Below are 21021 nucleotides of genomic sequence, written 5' to 3'. Positions count from 1 at the left end.
CCACTCTTAAAACCCCGTAGTTCAATGATCTAAGGGATTTTTATGTCCGCAAAAAAGTAAAGTGTCCCGCATCTTTTTGGATGTGTTCCGCAATTGGGTTGTAAATTGGTGCTGACTACGACCATCTCCATTGCCGTGGCTGGCGGCTCAATCTCCTTTTTTACTCGACCTCATCTCTTCGTACATCTTTGTAAGATTAATCGCATCAGTAACTATTTCATCATCGGGTGTGCCAATCTTGCCATCACTTCCAGGAAACGTTATGCGATATTTTTCTACAGCGTCAGTAGAACTTTCGATTAGAATTTCTGATCGGCCTATCAGATCAAAATATTTCGTTATGTATGGGGACTTGCTCTCAAGTTCTTCAATGCTCTTCGGTAGGTGCTTTTCTTTTATAAGGAAATGTTCGACGGCGACTTGAATAGCGGCTTCACCTTTGTAGATTTGCATCCTGCTGTTGGAACCTAGAGCGTAGCCTAAGCCACCAGCTACTAAGGTAGAGATAAACACTAAATGAATTACTGGCTGTACCGAGATGGCTCCTATAATTGTTTTGCTTGAAAGTCTTTTACCGCTTTGTTGTTGGGAGGCGATCCAGTCCAAGAATATGACTTTCTCTAAGATGGTGTCATATGCAAGTAAGACAAGGACAGCTAGAACCGCGATCCAAAGTTGTGCTGTCATTTCGATGATGTCGCTGCTGCTGAGCTTGAAAGCAGTAACTATTGCTCCAACGGCCGCGATATATGTCAAGTCGAGTTTTTGAAAGGCTCTCACGCTTTCTCTTATGGTAAGCAAAGCGTCGCTGTCGAAATGATCTTGTTGGGGTGCCACCTGTTTAGTCATGATAAATCGCTGTGTTTGGCTGATTTTGTTATTTCATTATCTCTACCATTCATAGGTTATTGAAATCATTTTTTTGGCTTTACGATCTCGGAGACTGAAGCGCCCCTGATTTTGTAGAGCATTGAATGACTGCTTCTGGCCGGTAGCTGCCCTTCTAAACGAAGCCCCTCGGTCGAGATGGCACCCGCCGCAATCATCACAAACAGCTCCTGCCAAGGCATTAATTGATGTAACACCTCTTCGCCATGTAACACGCATATCGGCAAACCAGACCCAGCTGTGTAACGCCACATAAACCTATTAAAATCATATGGTTATATACTCATGTAACACGCGTAACACCGGTAACACGCTTTTATTAGGGCTGCCCCCTAGCCCCTGTGGTATTGCTCCTTCAGCGAAGCGAGGTGGATCATGCTCTTGGCTTGGGTTCGATGGTGGGGACCCTGGAGAATTCTTCTAGGTACGGGGCATAGAACCCGCCGGATCTCGTTAGTGGCTGGGCTCCAAAGTTAGTTGACTGGTTGACCGAGTTGACCAGGACTATCGTTCACTATCCTGAACGAAACCCATGACCGTTACAGATCTGGTAAGGATGCCCTTTTCTCTTCAAGATCCTTTCAATTTCAACGTTGAAATTTCAGTAACCTGGTGCGGCTGCCGCTACCATGATCCCGCGGGTTTCTGACCCCGTATCATCTTCAAAGCCACAGGGTCCCCGGCGATGTTCCCAAGGCCAGAGGCTCATTTTCTTCCTCTTTCATTCGAATCAAGTACCAAAACGATCGGCCGATACGCTCCTGCTAATCATGCTTTACAGGTATCAGGTGGATAAGCATTAGCTACCATCCAAAAAGGGAGAGATCGATGGGCAGCATCAAAGAAATGACTGAAACCCTAACCGAAGGTGTCAGCCTTGCAAGATCAATTGCCCAAAAAGCGGCTACTCGCGCTTGGACCAGGGTTCTGCTGATGGCACTGGTTGGATCGCTTCTTATGGGGTCTTACTGTGCCTACCTCACCTTTTCAGTAGTTGACTACAGGAAAAAAGCAGACGATTTCTTTAGTGAATACCAACTGCTACATAAGGAAAACCTCGACAAGCGTGTCCTGGACTACATCGAGATATGCATTGATGCTCAAAAAAGCGGTGACCCCAACAGGGATTACTACTGCAATGATGCAGTCACTTTCTATAAGGACGCTTTGCAGGACGCTCCCTTCGGCAGAGTTGAAGAGAACATTAGACGTTCTGCCTACGGAGCAATGAAGGTCGAAATGGCGGAGAGGCTTCGTATGACCGCCATAGAACGAACGAAAAGGAACACGCCAAAATTGGAAGGCACGTCTGAATTCTTATTGAGTATCAAGGGTGTTTTTCTTGCTTGCTCACTGATTTCTATCGCCATGTTTAGTACCGCTTTAGTCACGTATAAGCTTGCGCGCTCAAAGCAGTAGGGTATCTTGATGGCAAGGGCAGGACGCATCAGTCTGTATCCCTCCTTGTATCCCTGAATGTATAATCACCCCACAAGCCTTGATTTATATGGATCCCTACAGTCTCCCTCGGGCACCATCTTAAAAAAAGACCTTGAAATTCAAGGTCTTTTTTTTCGCCTGTAGAAAAGTGATCATCGCCCACCGCACCAGACAGTAGAGGTACCAGGACCATGGAATTGACACTCGAAGCCGTTGCTCTGTTCGCCCTCAAACTGGTGCATGAGACGGAAGATGGCAGCCCGATCCTGCGCGACGATCTGGTCATGGATGGGTATGAGCGGGAGGTGTTTGGGTTGTTGGTGCGCACTGGCGACCTGACAACTATCCAACGCAAGTTGGATGAATGCATGAAGTTGGCCCTGGAGACGTTGGGGGGTGCCAACACGGTCATGGGCCGTGAGCTGCAAAAGCTGGCGGCTGAAGTCCAGCAAGCCTCGACGCTGGAGGAACTAAAGACCCCGCTCGACGCACTTATGGACTACCTCAAGGCCATCTTGTAACGCACCCTCCCTGCCCCACCACAAGGACCGCCCAATGATCGACTTCAACAACAAAGGCTTCTTCAAGCTCAAGCAAAACAATGAATACGCCGAACGCGTTGCATCCCTGCTGCTCGATGACGAACAGGTAGTAGATGCCTACAAAGCCATGCGCGACGGCGTAGTGTTTACCACCAAGCGCATCATCGCCGTAAACGTGCAAGGCATCACCGGCAGCAAGAAGGACTTCACGTCCCTGCCGTACAAAAACATTGTCGCGTACTCGGTGGAAACCTCCGGCACGTTCGACCTGGATTCGGAGTTGGAGATCTACTTCTCGTCATTGGGCAAAGTGAAGTTCGAGTTCACGGGCAAGACCTCGATGGTGGAAATCTCCAGGCTGATTTCCAAACACCTGCTGGGTTGATCGGCCGGTAAAAACCAAGGTCTTTTTACCGCAAGCCGTGTGATTCAGCGGCTGTACGCCATCAAATGTGGGAGCTGGCTTGCCTGCGATAGCGCCCACCCCGGCACCATCGAACTACCCGTCTACAGCAACTCTCTCACCCAGCGCTCCAGTCCTTCCTCGGTCAACCATACCGATTTGTTCCGGCTCACCGGATCACAGATGCCCCCTGCTCATGCAATCAGCACCTTACGGCGGGCAACGCACCTTGCCAGGCAGGTGAAATGATTTGAATCCAGCGCGCGCCTTCTAGACAATCCCCACCTTTGGCTCGAAAGGATGCGTGCAATGAAGTTCGAAGGGACTTTCCAATACATGGGCAATCACGGGATCGTGTTCAACGTCTCGCAGATCACCCTCACCGACAGCGAGCGCGGACGCCTGGGCGAGCTGCATTTTGGTGAAGCGAAAAGCGCCCACTATGAGGTCAACCGCAAGGTCGTCGAGGTGTACGACAAGATGCTGGCCAAGAACCTGCCGTGCCTGATGATGATCGGCATCTCCAAGCCGCTGACCCGGCAACAGGGCGATGTTCTCAATGCCCAACGCACCAAGATCGCTAACCTCGCGGCCTCGGCCTTCGCTGGCGCCACCTCTTATATAGCCTCCCCCTACGTGGGTGCCCCTGTCGGCGCCGGTGTGCGCATGTATGTGAATGAAACCCTGCCCACCTATCATGCAGGCGACATACTGGTCAGCATCGAGGCGCAGGTGAATGGCGGCATCGGCCCACAACGTAGCGCCTCGACACTGATCATCAAGACCTGATGGGAGAAACACATGTCTGACATAACCCAGTTGGTCATTGCCCTGGTGCTGTTCTTTCTGCTCGATCGGTTTCTGAAGCCGTACCCACTTCGCAAATGGCTAGGGGGGCTGCTGGTAGCGATCGGAGCGGTCGGCTGCGTGGCTGCAAGCCAAATCCGTTTGTTTGGGTTTGACCTGGGGCTGCTGTCGATCTTTGCCGTTGCACTGGGGGTGGGGTTGTTCCTGAAGCGGCGGCGGTTCGAACAGAGGGGGTGAAGGTGGCAGGAATTTGCGCTGATTAGCGCCCCAAAGCCCCAGCAGTAAAAGGGGACGGACTTGTTTGAAAATAGGTCCGTCCCCTTTTCCCGGTATCTTCAATCAGTTGGTCGTCGTAGTTCATGATCGTTACTCCGTTCAGGTTCAACAGGTATCGTCGAGTTGGTGATGTATACCCGATATACGCCCCACTGCCTTCCATCTGAATACTGCACTCAGCCAGAGTCATACCGACGAGCAGTTCCTGTCATTAGTAGATAACTTTTCCCACATACACCATCGAACACCCCCCATATCCAGCACCAATGCTCTCCCATAGGCTCACTCCCTCGCACAAGGAAGTGATCCCGTCATGCCAGAGCGCGCATATCCCATCACCGAAGAGGAACAGCTGAAACAGCGGATTCTGACGCCAAAACCGTCGCGAGCGCCCTGTCCTGCGCCTATCGACTTGCTCGGCCCAGTACCCGCCTCGATACCGACACCTGTAAAACGACCCGGCTGCGTCTTTACCAAACCCTGCCAACTGCCCGACGGCATCGTTCGCTACTCCAACCCCACCGGCTATGTACCTCTGGAGTTGATCAGCGAATACGGACACTTCAGCCTGCTGGGTGGGCGCGAGGTGGACAGCCAGGGCGAAGTGGCCCTGCGCAAGATCAGTGGCAGTGCGCTGCCCGTCGGCTTGGGTCAGCTGGCGTTGCGTTCTGCGGTCGTGGAATCAGCCGCCACCGCTGTTGGCACCACGGCCGGTGGGCTGCTGGCAGGTCTGGTGGCGTTGGCATGGCCATCGGCGTTGGCTGACAGCGCGCTGTATAGCGATGAGCAACTGCGCTCGCTGCAACAGGCGCGTTCGCAGATGCGTTTGCACATCGAGCAGCGCGAGGACGGAACACTTCAGGGCTATGGGTTTTACACCGGTAACCATACCGATTGGCAGATGATTGATGTGGTGCAACCACAGAGCCGTGGCGATCAGTTTGTGGCAGATCTGGGTGATGGCGTTGAGTTGATCTGGACGCCCGCCACTGATCCTGGCGATACCCTCGGCATCCCCGCATTGGAAGCTGCGCCACAAGCACCGGTGATATGGATTTATCCGCCGACGGAGCGAGCCCGGCAGATTCTGGTGAACCCGATATACCCGCCGGAGTATCGGGATTTTATTTTGGTGTTTCCGATAGAGTCGGGTCTCAGGCCGCTTTATGTAGTGGTGAGTGTTCGTGCGGGAGACCACAAATACCACCCAAAACCAAAATATCTGACTGCATTCCCAAAAGCAGTCCGCGCACAAAGTAAAACACTGATAAACGGCGGAGGAGGGCTTAGACCTCGCTGGAAAGATGCGGACGGCTATCTTTATGAGTGGGACTTTGAACGAGGAAAGGTGGAAAAATATAACAAACGAGGGAGGCATCTGGGAGAGTTCGACCCTATCACTGGTGCACGCACCAAAGGCCCAGAGGACAAACGGAGAATAACGCCATGAAACATTTGATCTATGTAGTCCCCGTAGGATCCGACGATGTTTCGATTGAAATCCCGCTCCGCCTGCAAGCCAAGGATTTGCTGCCCATCATGGGCTGGAAAACCGAGAACGAATGCATCTATGACTACCTACTTACACACCAACAGATAGATGAAATTGAAAAGCTCACATCACAGTCTTTTCCAAGAAACGCATCCATTTACTTGGCTTGCGACGATTGACAAGCCACCAAACCTGCACGCTAGAGAAATCCCCCAGAGCAACCGACATAAATGGCGCGGTGATAGCGATCCAGGCGACGAGCGCTGAAAACCCGTTCAATCAGTTCAGGCACAAACCCCGCATTTCACCCGCAACGACATCTGTCGCAACCTTTCAGGGAAACCATTTAATTCCCACTATCGGCCCAGCCAATCCATCCCCCCAATCTATCGATTTGAGCTCTCCCCCACCCTCCCCGACTATTGGCGCCACTTCCAACAACAAAAACCAGGAACACGCCATGACTGCCCGATTCCATAACCCGGTAGACACCCGCTTCGGCTGGGGCTGCCTGCAAGACCTGGCCAGTATCACTGCGCAGCAGACCGTCGCCCTCGTCACCTTCCCGGAGGCCCGTGGCCTGGGCTTGGTCGAGCGGATCCAGGGATTGCTGGGCGAGCGTCTGGTGTATGTCGTCGAGGATGTGCAGCCCAATCCCGATGTCGCGCAATTGCGTGAAACCTACGAGCGCTTCTGGCTGCAAGCCGGGGATTGCGATGTGGTGCTGGCCGTCGGTGGCGGCAGTGCGATTGATACGGCCAAGGCGCTGATTGTCGGCACTGAGTCCGGGCAGTTCGATGAATTACTGGCATTGTTGGCGACCGGCCAGCCGTTTGTGCCGGCGCACTGCAAGACCTTGATCGCTGCGCCGACCACGGCGGGCACCGGCAGTGAGGTGACGCCCTGGGCGACAATCTGGGATTCGGCCAGCCACAAGAAGTATTCCCTGCACCTGGATTGCACCTGGCCGAAGGTGGCGATTGTCGACCCACAATTGATGCTGACCGTACCGGCCGGGGTCACGGTGTCGACGGGGCTGGACGCCTTGTCCCACGCGCTGGAGGCGATCTGGAACATCAATGCCAATCCGATTTCGGACACGTTCGCGGTATCGGCCATCGAGGACATCCTGGAATGCCTGCCACCGCTGCGGCGCGACCTCGGTAATCAGGAGTTGCGCTCGCGCATGGCCTTGGCCGCGCTCAAGGCCGGCCTGGCGTTTTCCAATACCAAGACTGCGCTAGCCCACTCCATTTCCTACGAGATGACCCTGCACCACGGCCTGCCCCATGGCATCGCCTGCTCCTTTACCTTGCCGCTGGTCCTTGGCTTGGCGTGGGGACATGACGCGGCGCGGGATCGCACCCTGCAACGGGTGTTCGGTGATGACCTGGACAAAGCCCAGACCCGATTGCGCAACTTCCTGCATAGCCTGGAGGTAAAAACCGAGTTTGCCGATTACGGCGTCACGCCCACCGAGGCCGCCGCGATGATCCGCTTCGCCCTGCAAGGTGCACGCGGCAAAAACTTTATCGGTTCGAAAGCCGCCTAGGCTCAACGCAATTCAGTCTTTCCTCTTGCACCTGTAAAGGGTGCCACCCCGTCGCTGCGGCTTCGGGGGCGAATAACAATAAGGAAAACATCATGAATCGTGCACAAACCCTGCCTGCCCCTGCCGTTCGCTCGGCGTCGTTCCGTTTTGCCCAGTGGCGCATGCTGCTCGCGGCGATGTTTTGTTACCTGTTTTTCTACACTGGGCGCCAGACCTTCGGCTTCGCCATCCCGGGAATCCAGGCCGAGTTCGGCCTGACCAAGGAAGTGCTGGGCTGGATCTCGGCCGCCATGCTCTGGTCCTATGCCATCGGCCAGGCGATCAACGGCAACCTGGCCGATAAGTTCGGCGGACGGCGCATTATGACCCTGGGCGCGGTGCTGTCCTGTGGCGCCAACTGGGTCACCAGTTTTGCCAGTGGTTTTGCCGGGTTGATCCTGCCGTGGGGCATCAACGGTTACTTCCAGGCCCTGGGCTGGGCGCCGGGTAGTCGCTTGATCTCCAACTGGTGGAGCGCCAGCGAGCGCGGCCGGGTCTATGGCTTCTACGTGTTCGCCGCCGGCTGCGCGTCGGTGCTGTCCTATGTGACCTCCATCGTGGTGTTGGAGGTGCTGCAACTGGAATGGCGCTGGATCTTCCGCCTGCCGGTCCTGTTGATGTTGGCCGGGGGTATCCTGTTTTACCTGGTGGCCCGTGAGCGCCCACAGGACCTGGGCTTCGAACCCCTGGCCGATACCGGCGTGGCCAACGCCGAGGACAAGGGCCATGAAGTGGCCCACGGCGAAGAGGAAACCTCGGCCCAGCGCTACAAGGCAGTGCTGAAAAACGCGCGCCTGATCATTGCCGCCGTGTCCCTGGGTTTCCAGAACGCTGCGCGCTACGGCCTGATCGTGTGGGTGCCGGTGCATTTCCTCGGCGCCAACTGGAAAAGCGGCGACAGCATGATCGATCCAAAGTGGATCACCGTCGCCCTGCCGGTGGGCATGGCCGTCGGCGCCCTGAGCAATGGCTGGGTGTCGGACAAGCTGTTCGGCTCCAAGCGCTACCTGGCGATCATGCTCTATATGTTCCTCGGCGCCGCGACCAGCCTGTGGATGTGGAGCCTGCCACCCCATAGCGCGATCGGCCTGGTGGCGCTGTTTCTCTGCGGGTTCTTTGTCTACGGCCCGGCGTCCAGCTTCTGGGCTTTGTGCCCGGACCTGGTGGGTGCCAAGCGCGCAGGCACGGCCACGGGTGTGATGAACTTCTCGTCTTATCTGTTCGCCGGCCTGGCAGAACCGCTGATCGGCAGTATGCTCGACAGTACCGGCAATACGTCGCTGATCTTCATCGTCGTCACCTCGGCCTGCCTGTGCAGCGCGGTGGTGGCCCTGTTTATCCGCCGTTGATGACCCGGCTCGGCTGATCCCTGGAACAGGATGCGTTATGTACCAGTACCACAAGTGGCTACGGTCCTTTCATGCGGTGGCGAAGACCGGCAGTTTCACCCTCGCCGCCGAGTACTTGAGCGTCGGCCAGCCGACTGTCAGCGAACAGGTCAACGGCCTGGAAAAGCAGTTCTCGGTGGAGTTGTTCCACCGCCGTGGGCGCTTTATCGAGATGAGCTCGGCCGGCCATGCGCTCTACGGGATCACCCAGGGCCTGTTCGGCCAGGAGGATGAGGCCATGCAACTGCTGCACAGCTTCAAGCAGCGCAAGACCGGGATGTTGCGCCTGGGCGCTGTTTCGCCGCCCATTGCCATGAACCTGACGTACGAGTTGATGCAGCGCCACCCGGATATCACGCTGGAGACCTCGTTTTCCCCGGAGAAGGAGACCCTCGACCGCCTGTTCAATTTTGATATCGACGTGGCAATCCTGGCCCTCTCGGAGTTTGACCAACGCTTCGATACGCAGCTGTACCGGCGTTACCCGATTATTGCGGTGGTGCGCGACGACCATCCCTGGGCTGCGCAGAAAGAGGTACACGTCGAGCAGATCAGCCAGGAGCGTTGGGTCATGCGCGAACGCAGCTCGCGCACCCGGCAACTGGTGGAAGAAAGCTGCAAGCGCCTGGGGGTGGACCTCAACTGCGTGATGCAGCTCAACAGCCGCGAAGCCATCGTGCATGCCATCGCCAAGGGTATCGGCATTGGCTTTGTGTCGGCGGTGGAATACGCCGAAACGCCCGGCACCACACCGATCACCTTCGTCGACCACCCGTTTTCCATCGACTACCACCTGTGTTGCCTGGGCATCCGGCGCAACCGACCGATGATCGCCGAACTGTTCGAGGCCAGCCCCATACCGGCTACCTGATTCGCTTCACCCTTTTGCACTCAACCGGCTTACCTCGTGAATCGAGGGACGGCCTGCTCATACCCGAAAATGGAGATTGATCATGCATTACCAACAACCTTCTACGTTGCAAGCCGTGGTCCTGGACTGGGCCGGCACCGTCGTCGACTTCGGCTCGTTTGCGCCCACGCAGATTTTCGTCGAGGCCTTTGCCGAGTTCGGCGTCGCCGTGTCCCTGGAGGAAGCCCGCGGGCCGATGGGCATGGGCAAGTGGGATCACATCCGCACCCTGTGCAATCAGCCGCAGATTGCCGAGCGCTATCGTGCGGTGTTCAACCGCCAGCCGACCGACGCAGACGTCACCGCCCTGTACGAGCGTTTCATGCCGTTGCAGATCGAGAAAATAGCCCTGCACTCGGCAGTGATTCCCGGTGCGCTGGAGGCGATTGAAACCCTGCGCGCCAAGGGTTTGAAGATCGGCTCGTGCTCGGGCTACCCGGCGGTGGTGATGGCCAAGGTAGTCGAGTTGGCGCGGCAAAATGGCTATGTGGCCGATCATGTAGTGGCCACCGACGAAGTGCCCAACGGTCGCCCGCATCCGGCCCAGGCCCTGGCCAATGTGATCGCCCTGGGCATCAGCGATGTGGCGGCGTGCGTCAAGGTCGATGACACCTGGCCGGGAATCCTGGAAGGACGCAGTGCCGGCATGTGGACAGTCGCCCTGACCTGCTCGGGCAACGCACTGGGACGGACCTACGCGCAATACAAGGCGCTGCCGGCCGAAGAACTGGCGCAGGAACGCGAGCGTATTACACAGATGTTTGAAGGGTCACGGCCGCACTACCTGATCGACACCATCGTCGACCTGCCGGCAGTAATCGACGATATCAATGCGCGACTGGCACGCGGGGAAACACCACAAGGCAGTTGAAATCGCTGCCAATCCTGCAGGAGCCGGTTTGCCGGCTCCTGCAATGGATTTGGGTGTATCGCGCTATTGCGCCTGAAAGGTCTCCAGATAGGTCAGCAGATTCTCGATCTTCTGCTGATCACTGATCCCCCAGAAAATCATGCGGGTGCCACTCACCACCTTTTTCGGGTTCTCGATATAGGCCGCGAGGGTTTCCCGCGTCCACACCACGCCCGAATTTTTCATCGCGTCGGAATACTGATAGTCCGCCGTGGTGCCCGCCAGCCGCCCGATCACCCCGTTGAGCTGCGGCCCAAAGCCGCCACGGGCGTTCAGCCCGACACTGTGACAACCGCCACAGGTCTTGGCGAACAGCCGGCCGCCTGCCTCGGCATCACCTGCTGCCACCGCCGACGTGTTGAAAAGCATGGCCGTGAGTAACAGGGTCAGTAAGGCAGCGGGTTTCATCAGGGGCTCCAGGTCACGGGCTTCAGGCGGTAGAGGCGGCAATTATGCCTGCGGTTTACTTGTCCTCGTCCACGTTATTGAAGCGTGCCCGGTTGATCTGCCAAGGCAGGGCTGGCTGTGAACGGATTTTTTTATGTTTGCCACGGCTGAAAAAGTGCGTTTGCAGTTCCAGGAAGTGCCGGTCGCGCCCTACCGACTCAAAGGTTACGACAAAGAAAATCAGCGGTGTGCTGGCCTTGGCCCAGAGCTTGGACGCCTTCTCGATGGCTTCGGGCAAATGGCTTTTGGTGCTGTAGGACACGAAGGTGGAGAACGCCGCCTGCTCATGGTTTTTAAACAGTTTGCTGATTTCATCCACTTTGTCGTTATGGGACTGGACCCACTCCCATTCGACGTTGGACAGGATGCTCTTGTCGGGATATTTCAGGACCGCATCGGTACGCCCGCCCTGTTCGAAATAGGCACGCGCGCCGAGCAATTTCGCGCACTCGCGCATCACCAGCCCCACATGAATCGTCCACCCGGCACGGTTGGTGACGGCATCCACCTCCACCGGAAAATCCTGGTACCACAGGCAATTGAACAGGGTGATGAAGTCGCGTTCGATCCGTTTCATTTTTACTTCCTTAGCGTCGACTGGACAAATGGCAAAAAGCCATCACTCTAAATCAACTGAAGGCAAATCGCTCCCGCTGTCTGGCAAAACATTTGGACACAGCCATTCAATTGCCATCACTCCCTCCCTCTGTTTGCATGCGCACTTTCCATCAGCGCGTCAGTTCAAGGAGAGATCAATGAGAACCATGGTGGTCGGTGCAAGCAAAGGTTTGGGCAGGGCATTTATGGAAGGCTTGGGCGGCGTGGGGGATACCTTGATCGGGGTCTCGCGTAGCCGTCCTACAGGCTTGGTATCCAGCAGCGGCGCCGAAGTGTCATGGGTCGAAGCCGACCTTGGCCAGCCGGCGCAAGCCGCGCAGCTCATCGAGCAGGCGGTGGCACAGGACGGCCTGGATACGCTGATCTATAACCTGGGTATCTGGGAAGAACAGGCGTTCGATGAGGCCTACAGCTTCCTCAAGGATGAAGACACGCAGTTGGAAGCCATTGTCAGCTGCAACATCACTGCCCCCCTGCTGCTGATCAAGCGCCTGCTGCCCGTGCTGTTAAAAAGCCCCAACCCACGCATCATCTTTACCGGCTCCACCTCAGGCCTGCCACAGAGTGGGCGCCCGGAGGTGACGTTCGGCGCGTCGAAGTTCGCCTTGCGCGGCATGGCCGATGCCTTGCGTGAAGGTTATCGGCACCAGCGCCTGGGCGTGACCTGCCTGAACCTGGGCTACCTGAATACCGAGGATCCATTGAGCACCTCCCGCCTCGAGGCCGAGCAGCGTGGCGACGGGCAGTTGATCCCGGTACACGACGTGGTGCAAGTGGTGCGCATGGCCTTGAGCCTGTCATCGGCCAGCTTTGTCAAAGAGCTGACTTTGCCGGCCCTGCTGGACGAACGCTTCTGACGGAACAGGCCGAATCTTCAGACAGCCAGATAAAGCGCCATCAGGCACAACGGCACCAACACCAGCCCCAGCAGCATCATGAACACCACACTCATGGCGTTGGTCCGGGGCGTGCCGACGTGGCTGACAAAGCCCATGCACAACCGTCGCAACAGCTCCGCACCTCGGGCGAATTGATAGACCACGCCGATGGTGAGCAGCGAGAGGGTTCCGGTCGCCGCGCAGTAAAACAGGATCGGCTCGGGCATGAAATAACTGGAGATAAAGCCTTCGGAGGTGGCATAGATAAACGTCACGGGCTGAAACAGCGCGATCGAATACAGCACATTGCGCAACGGGTTGAACGCGATCGTCGGCCGCACTTCGTCAGCGGGCAACATGGCGTACAGCTCGTTCATGTCCGACCAGCGAAACCAGTAGACCGCCACACTGAACAACAGGTAGGCCAAGGCAATCGTCGCCGAAAAGCACCCCAGGAACTGCCACGAACCAAACCCGCGACGCGCTCCCACGTTGATGCTCCATTTGGTCAACTGGATGGTCACGCAGTCGATCACCATCGCCACCAGCAGCCCCTTGCCGTAGAAGTCCTTGATGGCTTGCAGCACATTCGGCGGCGGCGGCACATTGAACACGTGCTCGGGATTTTTAAACAGGTAGAGATCCAGCAGCCACACCACAAAAAACACCAGCGACACGAGCAAGGTGTACAGCGGGATACTGATCAGTTGGCGCCGGGCGAGGTACGTTTGCCCGAACACCCGTTGGAAGAGGTTGGCCCACAACTGGGCGATCCCGATAAAGCGGTCGCGGCCAAGGCTCATGCCGCCCAAGGTCTTGAGTATTTCCAGGCGGCTTTTCTGGGTGGTAAGCGCGACGGCGACCAATACCCCGGTACACCCGAACAACACGGTGGCAACGACGATCAACGCCCCAATCAGTTCTTTCACACTCGCATCCCTTGCTGTGAAGTTACGTGGCCCACATCCTGGCTTATCCCACCCGCGGCTCGCAAGCAGCGGCCGTTTTATCCACGCTGGCGACACGCCCAAGTGACCACCCATCGAATAAAAAATATTCAGTAGAACCTATCCCGTGGCCTGCCACTCCACCTTACTCAACCCAGATGGTGGAGTAAGGATCATGGCTCAGCCATCGATATTGGTACTGGAAGACGACGAGATAATTCGCTCGTTGATGGTGGATGTGCTGGAGGAGTTCGGCGCGGTGGTGACCTCGTTCCCATCGGCCGATGAAGGGATGATTTTTCTGGAGCGGACCAGTGATCCGGTAGACCTGATTGTCAGCGATATCCAGATGCCCGGCCTGCTCAACGGGTATGACCTGAGCAAGGTCGTGGCCCATCGCTGGCCGTCCTTGCCGGTGGTGCTGACCTCGGGCAATACGGTGATGGCGGCGCAACTGGGCAATACGGTGAAATTCCTGCCCAAGCCATGGAGCACCGAGCGCCTGCTTGACTGTGTGCAGTCGGCATTGGTGCAGGGTACCTCCCTGCACTGATAGCGTCACAACACGGCGGCAATCGAACTTCGCGATAAGGTGTGGGGTCTGTTTTTGAATATTGGGTTATTTTTCTGACAACAACGTCAGATTTTTTACCTAACTTTTCAGATAGAGACGACGGGACAAACAGAATCGTTGCCCGCCCTTCACCCACGCGTCAGCCATGGTTTGCCCTGGCCGACCAGTCCGAGCTTACTGCATGCATCCACAGGCCCATGACGTCGCGGCGCCCTCCCTGCTTGAAGCCTTGCGCGCAGGCACAGCCCTGCTCCATGTGGCCCTGGAAAAACGCTTGCCATTCTTTTCCCCGCAGTTGGATGCCGACGGGTATCGGCGTTTGTTTGAGGCTTACTACGGTTTCTACCACCCGCTGGAATCACGACTGTACGACTGCGCCTTGATTCCTGTGGGATTCAACCAGGCGCTGCGGGTGAAAACTCCTACCCTCCACAGTGACCTGATTGCCCTGGGCCTCACCAGCCAGGCGATTGCCGCCCTGCCCCTCTGCCCTCGCCTGCCACGCCTCGACACCCCGGCCGCCTGCCTGGGCGTGTTGTATGTGCTCGAAGGCGCGACCCTCGGCGGCCAGGTACTGCGCCGGGAGATGGCCCGGCGTCTGGCGCTGGACGCCAGCAACGGCGGCGCCTTTCTCGATATATACGGCACCGAGACTGGTCGGCGCTGGAAAGACTTTCTCGACTACTTGGGCCACGTCCCGCTGGACGACCTCGGCCGGCAGCAGGCGGAGGACGCGGCCTGCTCGACATTCAGCTGTTTTGAGCAATGGCTCGACAGCCAGGAGGTACTGCTATGAAACCCGAAGATTTTGAAGAACTGCTGGCCAACTGTGCCGACGAGCCGATCCGCTTCCCTGGCGCGATCCAGCCTCATGGCGCACTGCTGACCCTGCGCGAACCGGACCTGCAGATCGTGCAAGTCAGCACCAACGTGTCCAGCCTGTTCAATCACCCGCCTGAGACCTTGCTTGGCCAGCCACTGGATACGCTGTTGGGCGCGGATAACGCGCGCACGGTGCAGCAGATCGCCAGTCAACTTAACTTTATCGACGCCCCGGCGCTGCATGTCACCCTCAACGGGAGCGAGTTCGAAGGCCTGCTGCACCGCCATCAAGGCGTGCTGGTGCTGGAGTTCGAGCCACGCTACGAGCACTTCCAGCCCAAGTCGGTGAACGGCCGCGCCAGCAACCTGGGCAAGATGTTGCAACGTTTGCAGTCGGCGAAAACCCTGCAAGCCTTGTACGAAATCAGCGTGAGCGAAATCCAGGCCATGACCGGCTATGACCGTGTGCTGATTTATCGCTTCGAAGAGGAAGGCCACGGCCAGGTCATCGCCGAAGCGTCCGCGCCGTCCATGGAACTGTTCAACGGCCTGTTCTTCCCGGCGTCCGACATTCCGGAACAGGCCCGCGAGTTGTACCGCACCAACTGGCTGCGAATCATCCCCAATGCCGACTACGAGCCGGTGCCGCTGCTACCCAAGCTGCACCCGGACACCGGGAAACCGCTGGATTTGAGCTTCGCCACCCTGCGCAGCGTGTCGCCGATCCACTGCCAGTACATGAAGAACATGGGCGTGCTGTCGTCCATGAGCATCTCGCTGATGAAAGGCGACAAATTGTGGGGGTTGATCAGTTGCGGCAACCGCGAGCCGCTGCACGTGCCCAACGACCTGCGCACCACCTGCCAGACCATCGGCCAGGTGCTGTCGTTGCAGATCAGCGCCATGGAGGCCCTGGATATCAGCCGCCAGCGTGAAGAAAAAGTCGAGGCCCTGGACACACTCAACCAGGCAATGAGCGCGTCAGCGGACACGGTGTTCGACGGCCTGGCCCAATGCCCGCAGGTGTTGATGGACCTGGTCCTGGCCGGTGGCGTGGCGATCATTGAGGGCCAGCAACTGCATCGCTATGGCAACTGCCCGGAACCGGCGCAGATCCGCGCCTTACACAAATGGCTGCAGGACACCGGGCAACCGGTGTTTGCCAGCCACCACCTGTCAGCGGTCTACCCGCCCGCAGCCGACTATCAGCCAGTGGCCAGTGGCGTCCTGGCCATGAGCCTGCCCAAGCCGGTGGACAACGGCGTGCTGTGGTTCCGCCCGGAAGTCAAAGAGAACATCCAGTGGAGCGGCGACCCGCAGAAACCGCTGGCCCTGGAAAAATCCGACGCGGGCCTGCGCCTTCGCCCACGCACCTCGTTTGAAATCTGGAAGGTGGAAATGGCTGGCATCTCCACCAAGTGGAGCTCTGGCGACCGTTTCGCCGCCAACGACCTGCGCCGTTCGGCCCTGGAAAACGACCTGGCCCGCCAGGTCCTGCGCGAACAACAAGCGGTGCACGCCCGGGATGAACTGGTGGCGGTGGTGTCCCATGACCTGCGCAACCCGATGACCGTGATTTCAATGCTGTGCGGCATGATGCAAAAGGCGTTCAGCTCTGATGGTACCCACACCTCGCGGCGAATTTCCTCGGCCATCGACACCATGCAGCAGGCCGCCGCGCGCATGAATGTATTGCTGGAGGATTTACTCGACACCTCAAAGATCGAGGCGGGCCGCTATACCGTCAAGCCGGTGCCCCTGGACGTCAGCCAGATCCTCGAAGAAGCCTATGCGCTGCTGGCGCCCCTGGCCCAGGAAAAGGGGGTTGACCTGTCGTTCAACGCCGAACCCGGCCTGCAGATCAACGCCGACCCGGAGCGTTTGTTCCAGGTACTGTCGAACCTGATCGGCAACGCCATCAAGTTCACCCCGCGCCAGGGCAAGATCGGGATTTCGGCGATGAGCAATGGCGAGGAGATTGTGTTTGCGGTGCGCGACTCCGGCGAAGGCATTGCCCCTGACCAACTGCCCCACGTGTTTGATCGCTACTGGACCCTGACCGAAAACAACCCCACGGGCAGCGGCCTTGGGCTGTACATAACCCAGGGCATCGTCAAGGCCCACGGCGGGCGGATCGAAGCCGAAAGCGAGCTGGGGCGTGGCAGTGAATTCCGCTTTACCGTCCCCAAGGTCACGCAGCCCCCATGCTGACCGCGCGGCCCACTGTGCCTACCTCTGTGGCGAGCGGGCTTGCCCGCGCTGGGCTGCGCAGCGGCCCCCTTCAGACCTCTGCGGTGTGTCAGACATACCATAGCGCCCGGTTTTGGGGCTGCTGCGCAGCCCAGCGCGGGCAAGCCCGCTCGCCACAACCACATCACAAAACTCAGAGCCAGACCGCATCCCATAATGGGTAGTCACCGATATGCTCCACCAGCCCTGCCCTCAGCGGATTGGCAATAATATAGCGAGCGATTTTCCGGTGGTCCTCTTCAGCCCTCACCGCACGGTCATGATAACCACGCTGCCAAAACGGCCCCGTGGTACCGCGAGCACGGTTTATCGTCAGCGTGCTCCGGGACTTGGTCCGCCCCATGACTTGCGCCAACCCCACCTCTTGCAGCTCAAACAGCCAATGAAGGTGATCCGGCATAATGACCCAGGCCAGCGAGTTGACCTGGCCTGAGTCATGGGTACGCTTAAGCTCGGCCACCAACAATCGGCCCAGGCGCAGATCACGGAACAATGGCCGTCGCCCATACACGACGGCGGTTATCAGATAGGATCGGCCTGGCTCCGAGTACCGGCCACGGCGTAACAAATGAGAGTCTGGCTGACGAAGCATTCCTTTGCGCCTTTGAACAATAAGTACATGTCGAGGCTAGCAGCGGGTATCAGCCAATGACCGTAAGATTGGTGAACACATGTATCCGCTTGCCACAGTGAGCCTGCTTTGACAAAACACCGACATCCACTGCGTTAACCTACCCAGTCCAATCCCGCACAGAGCCGTGTTTTCATGCTGCAACCCGACACATTGCCCTCCGTCCTCGCCGGCCCCCTATTGCGTCGCCTGGAGCCGGGTCGCCTGGTGTTGTGGCTGGTGGGCAGTCGCGCGCTGGCATTGACCTTGCGGTTGCAGTTCAGTCAGGACGAGGGCGAACAGTCCCTGGATATCGACCTCGACGCCACACGCTGCCAGGTCATTGCCGTGGGCCGCGCGGCGTTTATCCACCTGATTGATGTGTCGCTGGCCACGCCGCTGCCCCAGGACGTGCCCATCCGTTATGACCTGCTGATCGAGGGTGGCGCCGGCATCGCCCAATGGGCCCCGCATCTGTTGTACCCAGGCGCCCAGGCCCCGGACTTCATCCTGCACAGCCGTATCCGCCAGTTGCTGCACGGCTCTTGCCGCAAACCCCACCATTACGCCGACGAGGGCCTGCTCTGCGCTGATCGCCTGTTGGCCGCCGACCGCAGCCTGGCCCAGCGCCCGGCGTTGTTGATGATGAGTGGCGACCAGGTGTACGCCGACGATGTGGCCGGGCCGATGCTGCGCGCCATCCATGGGCTGATTGCGCGCCTGGGCCTGTTCGATGAGCACCTCGATGGCGCCGTGGTGGACGACAGCGCCAAACTCTACGACCACCCTGCCAGCTATTACCATCGCGCCGATCTGTTGCCGGCCCTGGAGAGCAACGAGACCCTGCGCGAACGCTTTTTTGGCGGGGTGAAAAAGCCGATCTTCACCAGCAGCACCGCCGACAACCACCTGGTGACTTTCGCCGAAGTCATGGCCATGTACCTGTTGGTCTGGTCGCCCACCCCCTGGACCCTGATCGCCACACAGCCGCCCACTCGGCTCACTGCCGAAGAACGGGCGCGCTACGCCCGCGAACAGGTGCCTGTGGATAAGTTTCGCGACGGTCTGGGCGGTGTGGCCCGGGTGTTCGCCCATGTGCCGTGCCTGATGATTTTCGATGATCACGACATCACCGATGACTGGAACCTCAGCGCCCAGTGGGAACAGACCGCCTATGGCCACCCGTTCTCCAAACGCATCATCGGCAACGCCTTGCTCGCCTATATGCTCTGCCAGGGCTGGGGCAACAACCCCGATGCCTTCGCCACGCTCGTGGAAAAAACCCTGGCCCTGAGCGCGACGGCCCAGCAGCACGACAACCATTTACCCGCGCCCGCCCAGGACCAATTGCTTGAAGAACTCCTGCAGTTTCAACAGTGGCATTACGTGCTGCCCACCACCCCGGCGCTGGTGGTCATCGACACCCGTACGCGGCGCTGGCGCAGTGAATTCACCCTCAAGCAACCGTCCGGCCTGCTGGACTGGGAAGCCTTGAGTGAGCTGCAACAAGAACTGCTCGACCACCCTTCGGCAATCATCGTGTCGCCTGCGCCGATCTTCGGCGTCAAGCTGATCGAGACGGTGCAGAAAGTCTTCAGTTGGTGCGGTTACCCACTGTTGGTCGATGCCGAAAACTGGATGGCCCACCGTGGCGCCGCGCAGGTGATCCTGAATATCTTCCGCCACTCGCGCACCCCAGGTAACTACGTGATTCTGTCGGGGGATGTGCACTACTCGTTCGTCTACCAGGTGCTGATCCGCCATCGCAACGGCGGGCCGAATATCTGGCAGATCACCAGCAGCGGCATCAAGAACCAATTCCCGCCGCGCCTGCTGGAATGGTTCGACCGCCTTAACCGCTGGCTCTACTCACCACGCTCGCCCCTGAACTGGCTGACCCGGCGCCGGCGCATGCAAGTGGTGCCGTATACCCCGGAACATGCCGAAGCGGGAGAACGCCTGTGGAACAGTGCCGGCATCGGCCAGGTGTTTTTCAATGAGCAAGGGCAGCCGGAGGCGATTTACCAGCACAACGCCAACGGCTCGGCTCCTACCCGGATGGTGGAACCGCTCTAGCTTGGCCACCAACAATAATGGCGTTTAGCCACAATTTTACCCGGACAAACCTCGCTGTACAGTACGCCCAGCCACGGAGTATCGGCGTTAACACCTGACTGGCCACAATGAGCCGGCATCCTCGCAGGGAGCGCGCAGATGGGCGATACATCCGATTTGGATCCGTTGAACAGTGAGCTTTTCGACGTCAACGCCGACCTGGTCCATGCCATCATGGAACTGGTCAGCGATGGAATCTGGGACTGGAACGCCAACACTGGGTTTGTCTATCGCAACCCCGGCTGGTACGAAATGCTGGGCTACGATCACCATTCCCTGGAAAACACCGTCTTCACCTGGGAAAGCGTGATCCACCCCGACGATTACCCCCATGTGATGAAAGTCTTCGATGACTACATCAATAGCCGCACCCCTCACTATCAAGCCGAATACCGCTGTCGAAAAAAAGACGGTACCTGGCTGTGGATCGAAGACCGTGGCTACATCATTGCCCGCAATGCCGATGGCTCGGTGTCGCGCATGGTCGGCGCCCACCGCAGCATTCATGAGCGCAAACGCTCCCTGGAACAGCTTGAGCGGCGCAACCAATCCCTTGAAGCGCTGGTGGCCGAACGCACCCGCGAATTGTCGCGGGTCAACCAGCAACTGCAGTTACAGCTCGAGGAAAACCGCTCCCTGGCCGAGCGCGATACCTTGACCCGCATCGCCAACCGCTATCGCCTGGAAAAAGCCCTGCTCGAAGAGTGCGCGCGCGCTCAGCGGTTTCGTCTGCCGCTGGCGGTGATTGCCATGGATGTCGATGACTTCAAGTTGATCAACGACCAGCATGGACACGCCGTGGGCGATGCCACTTTGCTGCGGGTAGTCGAATGCCTGGAGCATTGCGTGCGTCAGGGCGACCTGCTGGCACGTTGGGGGGGCGACGAGTTTATGCTGATTATGCCCAAGAGCACCGTGGAAACCGCCCGGATACTGGCCGAGCGCATTCGCCGGGCGGTGCTCGACCTGCCTCCCATGGGCGATTTCAACGTGACCCTGAGCCTGGGGGTGGTACAGCGCCTCGATGGCGAATCACCCGCCGACCTGATGGCCCGGGCGGACCAGGCGCTGTACCGGTCCAAGGCCGCGGGCAAGGACCGGGTTTCGCAATAA

Annotated in this window: 22 protein-coding genes; 17 read left to right on the top strand and 5 right to left on the bottom strand. The window is 58.2% G+C overall.

Translation table 11 applies throughout. The features are described 5' to 3' along the window. Positions 1-147: 147 nt before the first annotated feature. Entirely contained in the window at positions 148-849 is a 702-nt protein-coding gene (locus HU773_RS05945; RefSeq protein WP_186626016.1) for a hypothetical protein, read from the bottom strand. Positions 850-1716: 867 nt separating this feature from the next. Here HU773_RS05945 and HU773_RS05940 point away from each other — a divergent pair. The 11 genes from HU773_RS05940 (at position 1717) to phnX (ending at position 10608) form a co-directional block, all read left to right on the top strand. Beyond that, positions 1717-2307 carry a hypothetical protein gene (locus HU773_RS05940; RefSeq protein ID WP_186626017.1) on the top strand — a complete coding sequence of 197 codons (591 nt, stop codon included), beginning with the start codon at positions 1717-1719 and terminating at the stop codon, positions 2305-2307. A gap of 212 nt (positions 2308-2519) precedes the next feature. Then, positions 2520-2849 carry a hypothetical protein gene (locus HU773_RS05935; RefSeq protein ID WP_057437918.1) on the top strand — a complete coding sequence of 110 codons (330 nt, stop codon included), beginning with the start codon at positions 2520-2522 and terminating at the stop codon, positions 2847-2849. Between the two features lie 34 nt (positions 2850-2883). Continuing rightward, complete coding sequence (locus tag HU773_RS05930) at positions 2884-3255, top strand: PH domain-containing protein (protein WP_057437917.1); 372 nt, start codon at positions 2884-2886, stop codon at positions 3253-3255. A 327-nt stretch (positions 3256-3582) separates the two neighbouring features. Then, complete coding sequence (locus HU773_RS05925) at positions 3583-4062, top strand: hypothetical protein (RefSeq protein ID WP_120731731.1); 480 nt, start codon at positions 3583-3585, stop codon at positions 4060-4062. 12 nt (positions 4063-4074) lie between these two features. Further along, positions 4075-4317, top strand: a complete 243-nt coding sequence (locus HU773_RS05920) for a hypothetical protein (RefSeq protein WP_120731729.1) — start codon at positions 4075-4077, stop codon at positions 4315-4317. A gap of 352 nt (positions 4318-4669) precedes the next feature. Beyond that, the gene (locus HU773_RS05915) at positions 4670-5806 is read left to right on the top strand and encodes a colicin E3/pyocin S6 family cytotoxin (RefSeq protein ID WP_120731727.1); all 1137 of its coding nucleotides are present in this window, start codon (positions 4670-4672) and stop codon (positions 5804-5806) included. Continuing rightward, a complete protein-coding gene (locus HU773_RS05910) occupies positions 5803-6027 on the top strand; it encodes a DUF7683 domain-containing protein (RefSeq protein WP_120731725.1) in 225 nt (74 codons plus the stop codon). The genes HU773_RS05915 and HU773_RS05910 overlap by 4 nt, the downstream gene beginning before the upstream one ends. 281 nt (positions 6028-6308) lie before the next feature. Then, on the top strand, positions 6309-7400 hold the full coding sequence (psrA, locus tag HU773_RS05905) for an iron-containing alcohol dehydrogenase PsrA (RefSeq protein WP_115127475.1): 1092 nt from the start codon (positions 6309-6311) through the stop codon (positions 7398-7400). Positions 7401-7492: 92 nt separating this feature from the next. Continuing rightward, positions 7493-8788 carry an MFS transporter gene (locus HU773_RS05900; protein WP_057437908.1) on the top strand — a complete coding sequence of 432 codons (1296 nt, stop codon included), beginning with the start codon at positions 7493-7495 and terminating at the stop codon, positions 8786-8788. A 37-nt stretch (positions 8789-8825) separates the two neighbouring features. Continuing rightward, a complete protein-coding gene (locus HU773_RS05895) occupies positions 8826-9698 on the top strand; it encodes a LysR substrate-binding domain-containing protein (RefSeq protein WP_057437906.1) in 873 nt (290 codons plus the stop codon). An 82-nt stretch (positions 9699-9780) separates the two neighbouring features. Then, the gene (gene phnX, locus HU773_RS05890) at positions 9781-10608 is read left to right on the top strand and encodes a phosphonoacetaldehyde hydrolase (RefSeq protein ID WP_057960578.1); all 828 of its coding nucleotides are present in this window, start codon (positions 9781-9783) and stop codon (positions 10606-10608) included. A 63-nt stretch (positions 10609-10671) separates the two neighbouring features. Here phnX and HU773_RS05885 read toward each other — a convergent pair whose 3' ends face one another. Then, a complete protein-coding gene (locus HU773_RS05885) occupies positions 10672-11055 on the bottom strand; it encodes a c-type cytochrome (protein WP_057437904.1) in 384 nt (127 codons plus the stop codon). A gap of 55 nt (positions 11056-11110) precedes the next feature. After that, a complete protein-coding gene (locus HU773_RS05880; RefSeq protein ID WP_029300252.1) occupies positions 11111-11671 on the bottom strand; it encodes a hypothetical protein in 561 nt (186 codons plus the stop codon). Between the two features lie 178 nt (positions 11672-11849). Here HU773_RS05880 and HU773_RS05875 point away from each other — a divergent pair, with 178 nt between their 5' ends. Continuing rightward, positions 11850-12569 carry an SDR family NAD(P)-dependent oxidoreductase gene (locus tag HU773_RS05875; protein WP_186626018.1) on the top strand — a complete coding sequence of 240 codons (720 nt, stop codon included), beginning with the start codon at positions 11850-11852 and terminating at the stop codon, positions 12567-12569. 17 nt (positions 12570-12586) lie between these two features. Here the strand turns inward: HU773_RS05875 and HU773_RS05870 are convergent, their stop codons facing one another. Continuing rightward, the gene (locus HU773_RS05870) at positions 12587-13519 is read right to left on the bottom strand and encodes a hypothetical protein (RefSeq protein WP_128593808.1); all 933 of its coding nucleotides are present in this window, start codon (positions 13517-13519) and stop codon (positions 12587-12589) included. Positions 13520-13712: 193 nt separating this feature from the next. Here HU773_RS05870 and HU773_RS05865 point away from each other — a divergent pair, with 193 nt between their 5' ends. The 3 genes from HU773_RS05865 to HU773_RS05855 all read left to right on the top strand — a co-directional run bounded on the left by HU773_RS05865 (position 13713) and on the right by HU773_RS05855 (position 17144). Beyond that, positions 13713-14090, top strand: a complete 378-nt coding sequence (locus tag HU773_RS05865; RefSeq protein WP_057444523.1) for a response regulator — start codon at positions 13713-13715, stop codon at positions 14088-14090. A gap of 202 nt (positions 14091-14292) precedes the next feature. Next, positions 14293-14907, top strand: coding sequence for a biliverdin-producing heme oxygenase (locus HU773_RS05860; protein ID WP_057437896.1), 615 nt, complete (start codon positions 14293-14295; stop codon positions 14905-14907). Next, positions 14904-17144, top strand: a complete 2241-nt coding sequence (locus HU773_RS05855) for an ATP-binding protein (RefSeq protein WP_186626019.1) — start codon at positions 14904-14906, stop codon at positions 17142-17144. The genes HU773_RS05860 and HU773_RS05855 overlap by 4 nt, the downstream gene beginning before the upstream one ends. Positions 17145-17316: 172 nt before the next feature. Here HU773_RS05855 and HU773_RS05850 read toward each other — a convergent pair whose 3' ends face one another. Then, complete coding sequence (locus tag HU773_RS05850; protein WP_186626020.1) at positions 17317-17775, bottom strand: REP-associated tyrosine transposase; 459 nt, start codon at positions 17773-17775, stop codon at positions 17317-17319. Positions 17776-17949: 174 nt separating this feature from the next. On the opposite strand from HU773_RS05850, the gene HU773_RS05845 reads away from it, so the two are divergent. Both HU773_RS05845 and HU773_RS05840 read left to right on the top strand, forming a co-directional pair. Continuing rightward, positions 17950-19869 carry an alkaline phosphatase D family protein gene (locus tag HU773_RS05845; RefSeq protein WP_186626021.1) on the top strand — a complete coding sequence of 640 codons (1920 nt, stop codon included), beginning with the start codon at positions 17950-17952 and terminating at the stop codon, positions 19867-19869. Between the two features lie 138 nt (positions 19870-20007). After that, on the top strand, positions 20008-21021 hold the full coding sequence (locus tag HU773_RS05840) for a sensor domain-containing diguanylate cyclase (RefSeq protein WP_057960584.1): 1014 nt from the start codon (positions 20008-20010) through the stop codon (positions 21019-21021).

Origin of the sequence: Pseudomonas shahriarae, from assembly GCF_014268455.2 — a bacterium.
GTDB lineage: Bacteria > Pseudomonadota > Gammaproteobacteria > Pseudomonadales > Pseudomonadaceae > Aquipseudomonas > Aquipseudomonas shahriarae.
The sequence above is the reverse complement of the archived record's forward strand: the minus strand, read 5'-3'. Positions and strand labels throughout refer to the sequence as shown.